Here is a 15,328-nt window from a genome sequence, read left to right as displayed (position 1 = left end):
TGAGTTGGATCATAAAATTGCATATTCCTATCGAGAAGCAGTAACATAGGAGCACAAGGAGGTACCCATAAACCTTAATTTTACGGACATAAATTGAGTTTTCGCCATCTACCAGCCCGTCCTACGCTAAACTAAGGTGCATGACTGCACTTGCTAAATGCAGTTTAGTCAATAACCAAACTTGATCTATTTTCTTTTGTCCTATACACTATAACACTCACCATTTAGCCATAGCGTCAAGAATGTCAGCAATCGGGATCGTTATGATGTTGCCATTTACGTTATGAATGCTGTCTATCTCCTTTCGAGGTAGTTTGTTCAAAACCATAGTTTTACGGGATCCGAACATTACTACTGAAAAACTTCTTCATCAGTCACAGGTAACTGAAGGAGGTTGGTATGAAATCCCAGCCTGACTACAGTAACAAATGTCTTGAATTGAAAACCTCATTGTAAATTAAGTCGATAATCAAAATTAATCTGTTATAAACCCAAGCATAAATTCGCAACCTATATACCTTTACATATCTATATAGCTTAAATATCGATGCTAACTCTCTATTCGTTGGCATCTCAGCACTTGTGAAAGTGCTCTTAGAGTTAGGAAAAGGAGCTATCCTTTGTTTCGTCATCCAAGCATTCAAGATGCACCCAAGATTTGGAGGCTAGTAAAAGAGTCCGGCATACTCGACTTAAATTCAACATACTGTTATCTCATTTTATGTAAACATTTTGCAGATACCTGCTTAATTGCTGATGATAACAATGAGTTACTTGCCTTCGTAACAGGATATCGTCTACCGGCCTCTCAAAATTCGCTATTTATATGGCAAATAGCAGTCGCTGAACAAGCCCGAGGGCGGGGACTTGCATTATCTGCACTCAAGGAGCTTTTGCGGCGCAACGCACACCATAATGTGTCATTTTTAGAAACAACAGTTAGCCCATCCAACACCGCCTCGCGCGCACTTTTTATGTCGTTGGCCCGAGACTTAAACACTGAACTAGTTGAAATGCCTGGCTTCGATGAGTCCTTATTTCCGACAGGAAATCATGAATCAGAACCATTTATTCGCCTTGGCCCATTTGATGTAAAAAATCTCAGGTAAATATTGCCTTAATCATTAATGAGTCATCAATATTTTTAGCTTAATTTAATTCACTATTAACCAAGATTTACTATCAGCAAGGTACAGCGTTATGAGAATTTTTGAACAACTAGAATCGGAAGTTCGTGGATATGTACGTTCCTTTCCTGTCATGTTCGACACGGCAAAAGGCTCCCTTCTCTATGATGAGCAAGGGAATGAGTATATCGATTTTTTTGCCGGTGCGGGTACGCTCAATTATGGCCACAATAACCCCATTATTTCCAAAGCGTTACTAAAATATATAGAGCGTGATGGAATTATGCATGGGCTAGATAAAGCTACTGTGGCCAAGAGAACATTTTTACAAAAATTCTATGATACGATTCTATCTCCCCGCAACCTCGAATATAAAGTACAGTTCACGGGACCCACGGGAACTAACGCCGTAGAAACGGCATTAAAACTAGCCCGTATGATCAAGCGGCGCTCGAATGTGATTGCCTTCACCAATGGCTATCATGGTCTGACCATGGGTTCGCTTGCCGTCACTGGAAACACCTTCTATCGTGATGAATCCTATGGTATTCGGAATAACTCGGCCTTTATGCCTTTCGATGGCTACTTTGGGCCAGATGTGGACACCATTGAATATTTCCGTCGCTTTTTAGAAGATGCCAGTAGCGGAGTCGATCTTCCGGCAGCCGTTATTCTGGAAACTGTTCAAGCAGAAGGAGGAATAAACGTTGCCAGCAATGAGTGGCTACAGCAATTAGAACAACTTTGCCGCGAGTTCGATATTCTTCTTATTATCGATGACATTCAAGTAGGGAACGGTCGCACCGGTACCTTTTTTAGTTTCGAACGGGCTGGCATCACCCCAGATATGGTAACCCTATCGAAATCCATCGGTGGCGGACTCCCCTTGGCATTGTTATTAATGCGCCCAGAACTGGATCAATGGCAACCAGGCGAACATACGGGAACCTTCCGTGGTAATAATTTGGCGTTTGTTGCCGCCGCCGAATCTCTTGCTTATTGGGATAACGATGATCTGGCCGAAGCAGTAAAGTATAAGGGCGAGATCATGGAAACAGAGCTAAACTCAATTGCTGAAAAATACCCTGAACTTAATGCGAAGGTGCGCGGTGTAGGCATGATCTGGGGTTTAGAATTGCCTCGTAATGGATTTTCCAGTGAGGTTTCAAAAAAAGCTTTTGAAAACGGACTAGTCATTGAACTTGCTGGCGCCGAAGATCAAGTAGTGAAATTTTTGCCTTCGCTGACTATTGACGAAAAGATGTTACGTCAAGGACTAGCCATTATCGATAAATCAATAGGAGATCTTCTTGCTCACAAGCGGGAGATGCGCACTGGAGATACCCAGGGAAGTACGCAGGGAGGTGCACAGGATAATGAAACTTTGGTTCGCTTTAAATCAGCATAACCATCTCTCCCTTCTCACCAAGGCCAAGATGAATTTCATCTGGAGTTTAATTCTGGACTAACTAATAGGCGAAGAAATTCATGATGACAAAGGATGTCCCCTATTACAGAGTTTAAAAATTTTAAGACGCGTTGAACTGATAAAGCATAAGGAGGTTATTGCGTGGGCCACAATCAAGCTTTAAGTGATTCCCATGAGGATCTTTATCCGTCCCGCGTCAGTGATACGCCGCGTCTCATTGAACGCTGCGATCCTGTATTCTACGGACAACATTCAGATTCGGGTCCTCTGAATCAAGAACAAATAAATTTTTATGAAGAAAATGGGTACCTCTTCTTTGAGAGCTTATTTTCTCAAGAACAAGTACAGCGCTACCGCCGTGAGTTGGATGCGCTTTCCAGTGCGCCTCTTGTCAAAGAGGCGCCGCAAACCATCTTAGAACCCGAAAGCCAGGAGGTACGATCGATATTCGATATTCATCGCACCAATGAGTTATTCAAACAGCTCTCCCAGGATGAGCGTATTGTTAGTATGATCACTCAGTTACTGAATAGTCGGGTTTACATTCACCAATCCCGGATTAATTACAAACCCGGCTTCCAGGGTAAAGAATTTTACTGGCACTCTGATTTCGAAACTTGGCACGAGGAAGACGGAATGCCTCGTATGCGTGCGATCAGCTGTTCTATAACCTTGACTGAGAACAACATTTATAATGGTCCTTTGATGCTGATCCCTAAATCACACAAGTATTTCCTCTGTTGTGCAGGAAAGACGCCCAAGGATCACTATAAATCTTCGCTGAAAAAACAAGAATATGGAGTGCCTGATAATAAAAATCTTGAGAGACTCGTTGAAATGGGTGGAATAGTGGCCCCCCATGGCCCCGCAGGCTCAGTCATATTTTTTGAATGTAACCTGATGCACGGTTCCAACTCAAATATTTCACCTTGGCCGCGGAGCAATATATTTTTTGTCTATAACAGCGTAGAAAATACCCTAGTACAGCCCTATTGTGGACTATCACCGCGTCCAACATATATTGCAAATCGCGAGTTCATACCTATTTAAATTACGAACTTTAGTGTAAAAAGGGTCGATGAAAAAAAATAAACCTCAGTGTATTTTAGTACAGCTGTTTAGCGCCCTAGCAATGTTTGCCGGGATTATTCTTATCATGGGGTGTGAGGGCACTCAAGATACTTCCGGGGCAGATAAACCCCGGTCTACTTTAGAACGCATCCACCAAGAGAAAGTGGTTCGTCTCGGCTATGCTAACGAAGCCCCCTATGCCTATATGGATAATGAAACAGGCCAATTGACCGGCGAGTCCCCAGAAATTGCGAAAAAGATACTCAAACAAATGGGGATCAAGCACATTGAAGGCGTTCTCACAGAATTTGGATCGTTAATTCCAGGCCTTAAGGCAAAGCGATTCGATATCATCGCTGCGGGCATGTACATTACCCCTCAGCGCTGCCGGGAAATTGCATTTTCAAAACCCACCTATGGGATTGGAGAAGCTTTTATTGTCCAAGCAGGTAATCCACTCAATTTACATAGCTACGAGGATGTGGCAAGCCATCCCTCAGCACGTATAGGGGTTACGGCCGGCGCAGTGGAGCTTCAATATGCCCGCTCAACGGGGATACCTAATGACCGGATTGTTATTCTCCCCGATCCACCTAGCGCCGTAGCCGCTGTTCAGGCAAAACGAGTAGATGCCTTTGCAGCCACTAGCCTAACCGTCCATAACTTGCTTGCAAAAACCGACACCCGCATTGAGCGGGCTCGACCTTTTCACGATCCCGTTATCAACGGGAAAACAGTGGTAGGCTATGGGGCATTTGGATTTCGTAAAGAAGATAAGAAATTGCTAGCAGAGTTCAATAAACACTTAGAAAAATTCATTGGAACTACACAACATCTCTCCCTGATAGAACCGTTTGGATTTACAGAAGCGGACTTACCAGGAGAGATCACTGTTGCTCAATTATGCCAGCCAAATGATTAGAACTTATTTCATTCTCTGACGAAGAGAGCTGCCCTGCCGTGCCGCCTCCCTTGGACCTCTTACCTCCCCTACTATCAGGGCTTGCAGTGACTGCAGGCCTTACGGTAGGCGGGACAATAGTTGCCGCAGTCGCTGCTTTCACAGCCGGTTTAGCGCAGCTTTCTCGCCGCTGGTATTTACGGATTATCTCAATTGTATACATTGATCTTTTCCGCGGCACCTCAGCACTGGTACAACTATTTTGGGCCTACTTTGCCCTCCCCATGTTAGGCGTTGAGCTCAGTGCCATGGCGACCGGCATTTGGGTGCTGGGCTTAAATATTGGCGCTTATGGGGCCGAGGTGGTTCGAGGGGCAATCCAAGCCGTACCGCAAGAGCAAAGGGAGGCCGCTATCGCCCTTAATTTTACCCCTCGGCAGACCCTTTGGCGTATCATTATTCCGCAGGCAATTCCTGCCATGCTTCCTCCTTTTGGAAACCTATTAATCGAGCTTTTGAAAAGCACAGCACTGGTATCCATGATCACCCTTAGCGAGCTTACCTTTCAAGGCCAAATGCTACGTGCTTCGACTCTCCGCTCGGCGGAGATCTTTGCACTCGTTTTAGTCTTATATTTCCTTCTCGCGCAAATTATCGCTTTTATTATCCGGCGCCTTGAGCGCAAGTTTGCCGTAGGACGATAGAAAATGGTGTTCGACTGGCAGTATGCATTGGATATTTTACCCGATCTATTAAGGGGTTTCTGGGTAACCATTCAAGCTACTTTTTGGGGAATGACAGCTGCCTTGATTCTTGGACTGGCCTGGGCTATATTGCGACGTTCTGCCATTCGGATTATGGCCACCATAACTGCTTGGGTAGTGGAGTTCATACGCAGCACCCCCCTTCTAGTCCAACTTTATTTTCTTTTTTTTGTCCTGCCTGAATTTGGTGTCACGCTTTCGCCGTTTTTAACTGGAGTAGTCGGTCTTGGCTTGCACTATAGTACGTACACTTCAGAGGTCTACCGGGCAGGGATTGAAGGTGTACCTGAAGGACAATGGGAAGCTGCTATAGCTTTAAATATGAGCCGATTCCACATCTGGAAAGCCATTATTCTTCCCCAAGCAATTCCACCGGTCATTCCAGCGCTAGGGAATTATCTTATCGCCATGTTTAAAGATACGCCCTTATTGGCAGCTATCACGGTCATGGAATTACTCCAGACTGCTAAGCTTAGTGGTGCTGAAACATTTCGCTATTTGGAACCACTGACCCTAGTGGGCCTGCTTTTTTTAGTCATTAGTTTGTTATCTTCCCGACTCATACGAAAATTGGAAGCTCGTTTTGCTCAAACCTAGACTTGACAAAGAAGATCCAGCACATTCCATTATCCGGATGCGGGAGGTATGGAAGTCCTTTGATGGACTTACTGTATTAAAGGGGATCGATTTAGATATTCCCCCTTCCCAGAAGATTGCCCTGATTGGTCCTAGTGGCTCAGGAAAATCCACTATTTTACGCATTCTGATGACCCTAGAAGGCATTGATTCAGGCCGGGTTGAAATCGACGGCGAATCGATTTGGACGATGCAGCGTGATAGTCGAGAAGTGCCTGCTGATCGGCACCATATCCGCAAGATACGGGGAAAGGTGGGGATGGTCTTTCAACACTTTAATTTATTTCCCCATATGAGCGTATTACGAAATGTGACCGAAGCGATGGTGCATGTACTGCACCTGCCTCAGGAAGAAGCAGAAAAGGGAGCCGTTGATCTTTTAAAATTAGTCGGTTTAGAGGATAAAATTGAAAACTATCCGGCCCAACTTTCTGGAGGCCAGAAGCAACGAGTAGCCATTGCCCGCGCCCTTGCCCTGCGACCCCAAATCATGCTCTTTGATGAAGTCACCTCGGCTTTAGACCCTGAGTTAGTGGGGGAAGTACTCAGTGTCCTCCGGCAAATTGCAATAGAAAGCGAAATGACCATGTTAATTGTCACCCATGAAATGAGTTTCGCACAAGAAATTGCAGACCGGGTTATTTTCATGGCAGAGGGAAAAATCATTGAAGACAATACCCCCGAGATTATCTTTTCCCGGCCAACACAGAAAAGAACACAAGAGTTTTTACGAACCATTCTCTAAGAGGAGAAATGATTATGAGCGATGTTATTCAAACCCATTATCAACGTCTAGCTGAACGCTACGATAACTTTCTTTACTATTCGCCAGATTTTGTTCGTCAGCTAACCTCGAAAATGATTGAGAAATTAGCGCTCAACCAAGATGATGTTTTGGTCGATCTAGGCTGTGGAACAGGAATCTATTCTTTGGATATCTTAGAACAAGTTCCTCTGAAAAACCCCGTCATCGGCGTTGATCCATTTCCTGAAATGCTGGCTCAAATCCCCGAAGAAGCACCCATTGAGCGAGTTGCGGAGGATGCCTTGGACTTCTCGGCCCGTCCGGGAACCTATAACAAAATATTAATCAAGGAAACTATTCATCATATTGATGATAGGAAAGCCCTGTTTAAAAACTTTTACCAGCGCCTGGCCCCAGAAGGTATTTTATTGTTGGTGCACGTCCCCCCCAACGTGGAATATCCCTTATTCAGTAAAGCACTTGAACGTTGTCTGAATTGGCATGCCAATCCCGATGAGCTTGTCAGCCTGCTTGAAGATGAAACATTCCAGGTGGAGCGGGATACCTTGGTGTACCGGCATTCTCTTCCCAAAGAAAAATACTTTGAAATGGTTGCAAGCTGTTACATGTCTGTGCTGTCCTCATTTGAGGAGGAGGAACTTAAAGCAGGACTCCAAGAAATGGAATCCACTTACGCGGATCGAGAAATTTTAGAATTTAATGATCGCTTCGATTTCATTACTGCGAAAAAAGTTTAGGGGATTTTAAGATTTTTTAGGAAGAAACTTTAACCTGAGATCTCAAAGACGGGGCTGAATCTAATTCAGATAAGCCTGAAGGCGTCCGAGCCCCTCCTGCAATTGCTCCATTGAAGTGGTATAAGCAAAGCGCAGGTGCTGCTGAGGGGCATTACAACCAAAATCTATGCCTGGAGTTACCGCAACACCAATGTTCTCCAGCAAATCTCGGGCAAAAGCGAAACTATCCGCCGAGAATCGGGAGCAGTCCGCATAGATGTAAAATGCACCTTGAGGGATGATCGGGATATGGAAACCGAGATCCCTCAACTCAGGTAGAAGGAAATCTCGTCGCCGTTGAAATTCCACTCGACGAGTTTCAAGAATCTGAAGAGCTTCAGGCTTAAAAGCCGCAAGAGCGGCATGTTGAGCTGGCGTGGAGGCAGCAAGGAAGAGATTTTGAGCTAACCTATCAGCAGCTCGAATAAAACTTTTGGGCACAACGAGCCAGCCTAATCGCCACCCCGTCATACCAAAATATTTTGAGAAACTATTGATAACAAATGTTTGGTCTGAAAGCGCCAAAGCAGTGGTGGCTTTATCCCCATACACTAAGCCATGGTAAATTTCATCGACAACAAGAGTTCCTCCTCGGGACTCAACACTGTCCATCAATGCCGCAAGGGTATTTTGGGAAAGGAGAACACCCGTTGGATTAGCAGGTGAGGCAACCAATACCGCTCGAGTCTCAGGAGTCCAGTGGGACTCAATATGCCTTGAGGTAAACTGGTAGGCACTTTCCTCCGTTACTGGAATACAGATGGCTTTTCCCTCTAACAGCCGGACGAAGTAGCGATAGCAGGGATAACCGGGATCCGCCATAAGCACTGTGTCTCCCGGATTGAGTAGAAGTGCCAAAGCAAGCAACAAAGCTCCAGAGGCACCTGGCGTCACGATGATGCGTTCAGGCGATACGGTGATCCCGGAACTACTGCTATACCAGTTTGCAATAGCCTCACGCAGGGCCGGTAACCCTGCTGCCGGGGTATAATGAACCTGTCCAGAACGCAATGCCGCTATCCCAGCCTCCACAATGGGCTGAGGCGTAACGAAATCGGGCTCACCAATTTCCATATGGACAATCGTTTGTCCCTGGGCTTCCAGTTCCTTTGCTCGCGCCAATAACTCCATCACTTGAAAGGGCTTAATATCTTCCATACGTCGCGCTATTCGATCATTCACGCTGTATTCTCCCCGTGCAACCGCTGCAAGAGCGCAATGTCCACATACTCGAAATCATCTAAATCCCCACTCAATACCCTACAGGGTTGTCCTGGCTCCCCGAGATGATCCAACACCAACGCTGCCCCTGTGAAATCCTCTTCACGGGTATAATCATTCACCGTCACCACCACCTTAATCCCCGCATCTACAGCTGCACGAACACCATTAGCCGAGTCTTCAAAAGCAAGGCATTGGGCAGGTTCTCTTTGCAACTTCTGTAAACAGTAGTCATAAATATCCGGTGCTGGTTTCTTAGCCCTAACCACGTCCCCCGCAGCAATACAATCAAACCAATCTAGGGCATGACTACCAATGCTGGTGCGCAGCAAAGCCATTACATTTTCTGGCGTCGTTGTAGTGGCAATAGCCAATTGCAACCCCTGCTCGCGGGCTAAATTGAAAAGACGCAATACTCCCGGACGGAGTGGTATTCCCTGCTCTTCCAACAGTTCTACGTAATATCGAGTTTTAGTCTGATGCAGCTCAGCAATAAATTTATCCAACGCTATTGGAGGGCGAAAATCCTGTTGGTAAAGATCTAAGTAGTAACGGATACGCTCTTTGCCACCGGTTATGGCTAACAATTTGCCGTAAAGGGCAACATCCCAATGCCAATTGACTCCAACTTCGGCAAAAGCCCGATTAAACGCCACCCGATGCCCATCCCGTTCCGTCTCAGCAAGAGTCCCGTCTAGATCAAAAATCAATGTTTTAAGTTTCACCACTGTATTCCCAATAAATAAGCATCTCAGTAAAAGTTTTGAAATATTCCTGGAGTGAGCCGGTGGCGTGGAGCCAGGGGGCAGGGAAGTCCCCGCAAACCCTTTTTTCAGGGAGGAAAAACGGGTTTGCGGAACACCTCCGGCTCGCTCCTAAAACACCTCATATTTTATTCATAGGTACTTATGTTAGCTTGTTTCTATAGTATGTTAGCTTGTTTCTATAGAGATAGGGTTAAAGGGCGCGAGCACCCCAATTATTGATGATTTTTTTGTTCCGAAATATTTTAGGCTGTTGTCAATAAGGAGTTATAATTATTGCGCTTCTTAAAAGGTTCTGGTATATATCCGCGACTGTTTTTTAGTACTTGAGGAGCCAAGACATGGCCGTTAATGACAAGGATCTGGTGCAATCTCCCCAAGAATTTACCCCCTATCAGCAAAAAGAGGGGGAAGAATACATGAGTGAGCCACAGGTTGAACATTTTCGAAGGATCCTGCTGGGTTGGAGGCAACGCCTCATGGAAGAAGTCGATCGGACCGTTCACCATATGCAGGATGAGGCTGCAAACTTCCCAGATCCCAGCGACCGTGCATCACAGGAAGAAGAATTTACCTTGGAGCTACGCACCAGAGATCGAGAACGTAAACTTATCAGGAAAATCTCTGAACGCCTGCGGAGCCTTGATAAAGGGGACTATGGCTACTGTGAGGCCTGTGGAGCCGAAATTGGCGTCCGGCGCCTAGAGGCCCGTCCCACCGCTACCCTATGCATCGATTGCAAGACTTTAGAGGAAATCAGAGAGAGACAACGGGCTTAACCGGATATTATAACTCAAAGGGCCAAGATAATTTGCAAAAAAACGCCTGGAGAGGACCAAAGGTTTTAATGGGAGGCATTGAATGAGTGCAGGACGCACGACGCCCCCCCAGCAAAATCGCGAAGTGAAACGGCGCCCCACACGCGAGGGGCGATAAGGTGTTGTTTCAGCGTTAAATTCGCGCTATGATTTCCTCGCTCACGGAGCCTAGGGTCGGGAGGACCCGAAGTCAAAGCGCGTGGAGCGGTAAAGACCTCAAGGCCAAGGGGAACCCTTCGCCGAGGACTGCTGAGAAACGCGAATTTTTCGGGCTGATGAGATTTTGTAGGAACAAAATTGAAATCAGTCACGATGAAACTCCAAATGAAACAAAACGCCCCCGCATAAAACGGGGGCGTTTATTGATAGGGGCCTCAATTATCCTGAATTACAAAGTAGTGGCATGCTTGGCTAAATATTGGGCTACCCCCTCTGCATCGGGGCGAATAGCCTCTTCACCCTTGCGCCACCCCGCCGGGCAGACCTCACCATGTTCTTCCGTAAATTGCAAAGCATCCACCATCCGTAACATTTCCTCTACGGCCCGACCGAGGGGAAGATTATTGACTACCTGATGCTGAACCACGCCATTTTTGTCAATCAAAAAGGAAGCACGGAGGGCGACCCCATCAGGATGTTCGACCCCATAAGCCCGGGTAATATCATGGTTTAAATCGGCTACCAGCGGAAAACCGATGGCGCCAATCCCGCCATTTGCTACGGGAGTATTACGCCAGGCATAGTGACTATACTGGGAGTCAATGGAAACACCCACGATTTCCACATTATGCTCTTTGAACTCCTTGAGGCGATTGTTATGGGCCAGAATCTCCGAGGGACAAACAAAAGTAAAATCCAGAGGATAGAAAAACAGTACGACATATTTACCGCGCAAATCAGAAAGGCGGAAATTTTCCTGAATGGTACCGTCCGGCATTACAGTCGGAGCAGTAAAATCAGGGGCAACTTGCGTAACCAGTACACTCACAGGATATTCTCCTTTTGATAGGTTGTGAACGCAGAATTTAGCAAAGCAGAATGTATGGGACTTTAGCAATTTCTATCTTAAAATCAATAGATAATAATCATAGACTTTGTTGGGTTTCCTGCTAGAAACTTGGAAATCAAGACGATAGCGCCCTTCTCTTTGACGATAAACGGCCAGAACGAGTTCACCAATAGCTAGGGTAATTTCGTAGTCAAGCGGCCAGATGGCCCCTTTACAATCGTCATCGACGATACTGCCCAACCCATCATCGAAGTATAGCGGTTATACCAATACCAAGGCAGAGTGAACGAGGCCTGCCATTGGGCTATACTTCCTGGCATATTGAGCGAATACCCCGGCAGCGCTATCCCCCCATTCTTCCGCTTCTAACCTCCCCTAGGCCTGAGCAATCAGGCATATTTACTAGGCCGACGAGTTGGCTTAGAGTGTCTAAATAGTAAGCGCATTAATCGAGCAATACGCAAGCCGTCTGTCGGTTACCTGATGTTTAAAAGCCCCCAATAAGTCAACTCCCTGCGGGGTGAAAAAGGAAGGAAGAAATCATGAATGAAGAAAGTATCGAATCCACTTTACATGAAGAACGCCTTTTCCCCCCACCAGCTGAATTTTCGGCCAAAGCCCGCATCCCCGACCGTGCCACCTTGGATTCCTTAGTCCAAGCCGCCAACGAAGACTTCGAAGGTTTTTGGGCCGCGCAGGCACGTGCAGAAATTACCTGGCATAAACCCTTCAAAACAGTTCTAGACAGCACTAATCCCCCACACTATCAGTGGTTTACCGACGGCGAACTGAATGTCTCTTACAACTGCCTAGACCGCCACCTGCAGGACAAAGCCGACAAAATAGCCATTATTTTTGAAGGAGAGCCGGGGGATATTACCACCTTCACTTATCATCAATTACACCAGCGAGTTTGCCGCTTTGCTAATGTTCTTAAAGCTCAAGGTGTTACCGAAGGCGATCGGGTTGTCATCTACCTACCCATGGTCCCCGAAGCCGTCATTGCAATGTTGGCCTGCGCCCGCATCGGGGCCATCCATTCGGTCGTATTTGGAGGTTTCTCCGCCGAATCCCTTAAAGATCGGATTGAGGATGCAGAAGCCAAACTTCTTATCACTGCCGATGGGGGTCACCGGGGCGGACGCATCGTCGAACTCAAAGCAGCGGCTAACCGGGCATTAAAAGAAGGATGCAACAGTATCCAGCATGTCATTGTCCTGCAACGTACGGGTCATGATATCGACATGACCGAGGGGCGCGACCTATGGTGGCATGAAGCAGAAACCAGAATCGATGGAAACTGTGAGCCGGTATGGCTAAACGCTGAGCATCCTTTATTCCTGCTTTACACCTCTGGTTCCACTGGCAAACCCAAGGGCATCCAGCATGCCAGTGGCGGCTACCTGCTCGGTGCCCTCACTACCATGAAATGGGTCTTTGATATTCGTGATGAGGACATCTTTTGGTGCACGGCCGATGTGGGCTGGGTCACAGGCCATAGTTATATCGCCTACGGACCGCTGGCAGCAGGAGCCACTATTGTCATGTATGAGGGAACTCCCACTTTTCCTGATCCGGGCCGTTTTTGGAAAATCTGCCAGGATCATGGAGTCACCATTTTTTACACGGCCCCCACTGCTATCCGGGCTCTAATGAAGTACGGGGATGATCTTCCCGCCGGCTATAATTTATCTCAATTAAGGCTGCTGGGAACGGTGGGCGAACCCATCAACCCCGAGGCTTGGATGTGGTATCACTGCATTATCGGAGGCGAGCGCTGCCCTATTGTCGATACTTGGTGGCAAACGGAGACGGGAGTTCATATGATTGCCCCAATTCCTGGCGCTGTTCCCACCAAACCCGGCTCCTGCACCCTCCCTCTGCCTGGCATTAGCGCTGCAGTGGTTGATGAAAAGGGGCACCCTATTACCACCCCTGATCGGGGCGGTTATTTAGTCATTACCAAACCCTGGCCCTCCATGCTCCGCACCATTTGGGGCGATGATCAGCGTTACTATGATACCTATTGGAGCAAATTCGGCAGCCAATATTATCTTACGGGTGACAGTGCCCGCCGCGATAAGGATGGCTATTTTTGGATCATGGGGCGCACTGATGATGTATTGAATGTGTCCGGTCATCGGCTCGGCACCATGGAGATCGAATCCGCCTTAGTGGCTTATCCGAAGGTAGCAGAAGCAGCCGTGGTGGGCCGTCCTGACGACATCAAGGGTGAGGCCATCCTCGCCTATGTCATCCTAAAAGGAAGCCGCCCAACAGGAGGGGTTGGTAAAACTTTGACCGAGGAACTTCGAGCCTGGGTCGCCGATCAAATTGGGCCTATCGCCAAACCGGATGAGATTCGTTTTGTGGACAGCCTCCCCAAAACCCGCTCCGGGAAAATCATGCGCCGCTTACTTCGGACCATCGCCCGGGGTGAACCCATCACTCAAGACACCTCTACCCTAGAGAGTGAAGCTATCCTCTCCCAACTTCAGGGCAAAGAGTAATTCGACCATGATTGTTACTAGTCATTTCCGACCCGCTTGGTGGCTACCGGGCCCCCATGCCCAAACGGTATGGGGATCGCGCTTTCGCCCCCCCTTCCGGATAGAACTCCTATGGGAGCGGTTAGAATTGCCAGATGGAGATTTTGTGGATCTTGCTTGGAGCGGTCAAGGCAAGGGGCCTATTGTAGTAGTCCTTCATGGCCTTGAAGGGTCCTATCGTTCCCGCTATGCTGCTGGGCTCCTCAGGGCCATTGCGCAACGGGGCTGGCGCGGGGTGTTGTTGCATTTCCGAGGTTGTAGCGGTGAACCTAACCGGCTAGCCCGCAGCTACCATTCCGGTGACACGGGCGATCTCCATGCACTGCTTTCAACCCTGCGCCAGAGGGAACCCGATACCCCCCTCGCAGCAGTAGGCTATTCGCTAGGCGGTAATGTCCTCCTCAAATGGCTTGGAGAGAACGGTCAGCAAGCAGACCTCATTGCCGCCATTGGGGTTTCCGTTCCCTTTGAGCTTGGCCGGGCCGCATGGCAATTAGAGCAAGCCCTATCCCAAGCCTACCAATGGTCTCTAGTTAAGGCTCTGAAACGCTCTGTCCGGTATAAATTTCGCTATCGCGATTGCCCCTTTGATCTCCAAGCCTTGGAAAACGTCCGGACATTTAAGGAATTTGATGACCTCATCACCGCCCCCCTACATGGATTCATAGATGCCAATGACTATTGGCAGCGCTCCAACTGTCGGCCATTTTTGCGCAACATCCATGTCCCAACGCTGATTCTACATAGCACGGATGACCCCTTTTTACCTCAAGATGCTATTCCCTCGGCTTCTGATCTCTCCCCCACAGTCCAGTTAGAACTCAGCGCGGAGGGAGGGCATGTGGGGTTCATTGGCGGTCAATGGCCCTGGCAACCCCAGTATTGGTTAGAGGAAAGGGTTCCAGAATTCCTCAGTCTCTATTTAGAATCGGAAATTTCAGGGGAAATTGCTCTAGCCAGCAGCTAAGTAATCAGTTTATTCCATGCCTTGAAGTGTTTAACGGGTTCGATATCCTTAGCCTTTCCAGGACAAACCTGCGGTGAGAAATGAACCATGACAGCCTCCGAAACTGAAAAGATTCGCCTTGATAAATGGCTGTGGGCTGCCCGTTTTTTCAAGACACGTAGCCTTGCGGTGGAAGCAGTCAATGGAGGCAAAGTCCACCTCAATGGCCGGCGAGTTAAACCTAGCCAGAGGGTCGCTATCGGCGATCATTTAACCATTCGCCGGGGCCAGTTCGAGTACGAAATTACCATTGAGGGGCTGTCTCAACAACGCCGCCCAGCCCCAGAAGCGTCGTTACTTTACCAAGAGAGTGAGAAAAGCAAGGCAAAGCGGCAAACCCTAGCTATGCAATTAAGGGAGGAACGGGAACAGCGACCCACCACCCGGGGTCGTCCCTCTAAACGGGACCGCCGCCAGATCATCCGCTTTACCCGAAAAAGCTGACGAGTTTTCCTCTACAATTGAAGACATTCTCTCCGAGCGTGATTCTT

General features: G+C 47.7%; 15 protein-coding genes. 12 read left to right on the top strand and 3 right to left on the bottom strand.

Going from position 1 to position 15,328, the window contains the following annotated elements:
• Positions 1–620 precede the first annotated feature (620 nt).
• The 8 genes from ectA (at position 621) to NHAL_RS13095 (ending at position 7,431) form a co-directional block, all read left to right on the top strand.
• Positions 621–1,109: a diaminobutyrate acetyltransferase gene (ectA, locus tag NHAL_RS20545; protein ID WP_013033643.1), complete on the top strand. Its 489-nt coding sequence runs from the start codon at positions 621–623 to the stop codon at positions 1,107–1,109.
• A gap of 91 nt (positions 1,110–1,200) precedes the next feature.
• Positions 1,201–2,535: a diaminobutyrate--2-oxoglutarate transaminase gene (gene ectB, locus NHAL_RS13125; protein ID WP_013033642.1), complete on the top strand. Its 1,335-nt coding sequence runs from the start codon at positions 1,201–1,203 to the stop codon at positions 2,533–2,535.
• 162 nt (positions 2,536–2,697) lie between these two features.
• Positions 2,698–3,606 (top strand): ectoine hydroxylase, encoded by a 909-nt coding sequence (thpD, locus tag NHAL_RS13120; protein ID WP_013033641.1) that lies wholly within the window; start codon positions 2,698–2,700, stop codon positions 3,604–3,606.
• A gap of 28 nt (positions 3,607–3,634) precedes the next feature.
• Entirely contained in the window at positions 3,635–4,549 is a 915-nt protein-coding gene (gene ehuB, locus NHAL_RS13115) for an ectoine/hydroxyectoine ABC transporter substrate-binding protein EhuB (RefSeq protein ID WP_013033640.1), read from the top strand.
• Positions 4,550–4,587: 38 nt separating this feature from the next.
• On the top strand, positions 4,588–5,232 hold the full coding sequence (gene ehuC / locus NHAL_RS13110; RefSeq protein ID WP_013033639.1) for an ectoine/hydroxyectoine ABC transporter permease subunit EhuC: 645 nt from the start codon (positions 4,588–4,590) through the stop codon (positions 5,230–5,232).
• Positions 5,233–5,235: 3 nt separating this feature from the next.
• The gene (gene ehuD, locus NHAL_RS13105; protein ID WP_013033638.1) at positions 5,236–5,889 is read left to right on the top strand and encodes an ectoine/hydroxyectoine ABC transporter permease subunit EhuD; all 654 of its coding nucleotides are present in this window, start codon (positions 5,236–5,238) and stop codon (positions 5,887–5,889) included.
• A complete protein-coding gene (gene ehuA / locus NHAL_RS13100; RefSeq protein WP_041354959.1) occupies positions 5,876–6,673 on the top strand; it encodes an ectoine/hydroxyectoine ABC transporter ATP-binding protein EhuA in 798 nt (265 codons plus the stop codon). Before ehuD ends, ehuA begins: the two co-directional genes overlap by 14 nt.
• 14 nt (positions 6,674–6,687) lie before the next feature.
• Complete coding sequence (locus tag NHAL_RS13095) at positions 6,688–7,431, top strand: class I SAM-dependent methyltransferase (RefSeq protein ID WP_013033636.1); 744 nt, start codon at positions 6,688–6,690, stop codon at positions 7,429–7,431.
• Positions 7,432–7,491: 60 nt separating this feature from the next.
• Here the strand turns inward: NHAL_RS13095 and NHAL_RS13090 are convergent, their stop codons facing one another.
• Positions 7,492–8,652: a pyridoxal phosphate-dependent aminotransferase gene (locus NHAL_RS13090; protein ID WP_013033635.1), complete on the bottom strand. Its 1,161-nt coding sequence runs from the start codon at positions 8,650–8,652 to the stop codon at positions 7,492–7,494.
• Positions 8,649–9,419, bottom strand: coding sequence for an HAD family hydrolase (locus NHAL_RS13085; protein WP_013033634.1), 771 nt, complete (start codon positions 9,417–9,419; stop codon positions 8,649–8,651). Before NHAL_RS13085 ends, NHAL_RS13090 begins: the two co-directional genes overlap by 4 nt.
• A gap of 377 nt (positions 9,420–9,796) precedes the next feature.
• Here NHAL_RS13085 and dksA point away from each other — a divergent pair, with 377 nt between their 5' ends.
• Positions 9,797–10,234, top strand: a complete 438-nt coding sequence (gene dksA / locus NHAL_RS13080) for an RNA polymerase-binding protein DksA (RefSeq protein WP_013033633.1) — start codon at positions 9,797–9,799, stop codon at positions 10,232–10,234.
• Positions 10,235–10,661: 427 nt separating this feature from the next.
• On the opposite strand, the gene NHAL_RS13075 is transcribed toward dksA, so the two are convergent.
• Positions 10,662–11,261 carry a peroxiredoxin gene (locus NHAL_RS13075; RefSeq protein WP_013033631.1) on the bottom strand — a complete coding sequence of 200 codons (600 nt, stop codon included), beginning with the start codon at positions 11,259–11,261 and terminating at the stop codon, positions 10,662–10,664.
• Between the two features lie 563 nt (positions 11,262–11,824).
• On the opposite strand from NHAL_RS13075, the gene acs reads away from it, so the two are divergent.
• The 3 genes from acs to NHAL_RS13060 all read left to right on the top strand — a co-directional run bounded on the left by acs (position 11,825) and on the right by NHAL_RS13060 (position 15,281).
• Complete coding sequence (gene acs / locus NHAL_RS13070; RefSeq protein WP_013033630.1) at positions 11,825–13,792, top strand: acetate--CoA ligase; 1,968 nt, start codon at positions 11,825–11,827, stop codon at positions 13,790–13,792.
• 7 nt (positions 13,793–13,799) lie between these two features.
• The gene (locus NHAL_RS13065; protein WP_013033629.1) at positions 13,800–14,798 is read left to right on the top strand and encodes a hydrolase; all 999 of its coding nucleotides are present in this window, start codon (positions 13,800–13,802) and stop codon (positions 14,796–14,798) included.
• Positions 14,799–14,885: 87 nt separating this feature from the next.
• A complete protein-coding gene (locus NHAL_RS13060; RefSeq protein WP_013033628.1) occupies positions 14,886–15,281 on the top strand; it encodes an RNA-binding S4 domain-containing protein in 396 nt (131 codons plus the stop codon).
• Positions 15,282–15,328: the final 47 nt, after the last annotated feature.

It is taken from the genome of Nitrosococcus halophilus Nc 4 (assembly GCF_000024725.1).
GTDB classification, from domain to species: domain Bacteria; phylum Pseudomonadota; class Gammaproteobacteria; order Nitrosococcales; family Nitrosococcaceae; genus Nitrosococcus; species Nitrosococcus halophilus.
This window is presented reverse-complemented; position numbering and strand designations above follow the sequence as displayed.

What these genes read in the sequence shown, in the direction of transcription:
- ehuB (WP_013033640.1), top strand. Translation starts at nt 3,635, where the DNA reads ATGAAAAAAAATAAACCTCAGTGTATTTTAGTACAGCTGTTTAGCGCC.
- ectB (WP_013033642.1), top strand. Translation starts at nt 1,201, where the DNA reads ATGAGAATTTTTGAACAACTAGAATCGGAAGTTCGTGGATATGTACGT.
- dksA (WP_013033633.1), top strand. Translation starts at nt 9,797, where the DNA reads ATGGCCGTTAATGACAAGGATCTGGTGCAATCTCCCCAAGAATTTACC.
- ehuD (WP_013033638.1), top strand. Translation starts at nt 5,236, where the DNA reads ATGGTGTTCGACTGGCAGTATGCATTGGATATTTTACCCGATCTATTA.
- acs (WP_013033630.1), top strand. Translation starts at nt 11,825, where the DNA reads ATGAATGAAGAAAGTATCGAATCCACTTTACATGAAGAACGCCTTTTC.
- NHAL_RS13095 (WP_013033636.1), top strand. Translation starts at nt 6,688, where the DNA reads ATGAGCGATGTTATTCAAACCCATTATCAACGTCTAGCTGAACGCTAC.
- NHAL_RS13065 (WP_013033629.1), top strand. Translation starts at nt 13,800, where the DNA reads ATGATTGTTACTAGTCATTTCCGACCCGCTTGGTGGCTACCGGGCCCC.
- NHAL_RS13060 (WP_013033628.1), top strand. Translation starts at nt 14,886, where the DNA reads ATGACAGCCTCCGAAACTGAAAAGATTCGCCTTGATAAATGGCTGTGG.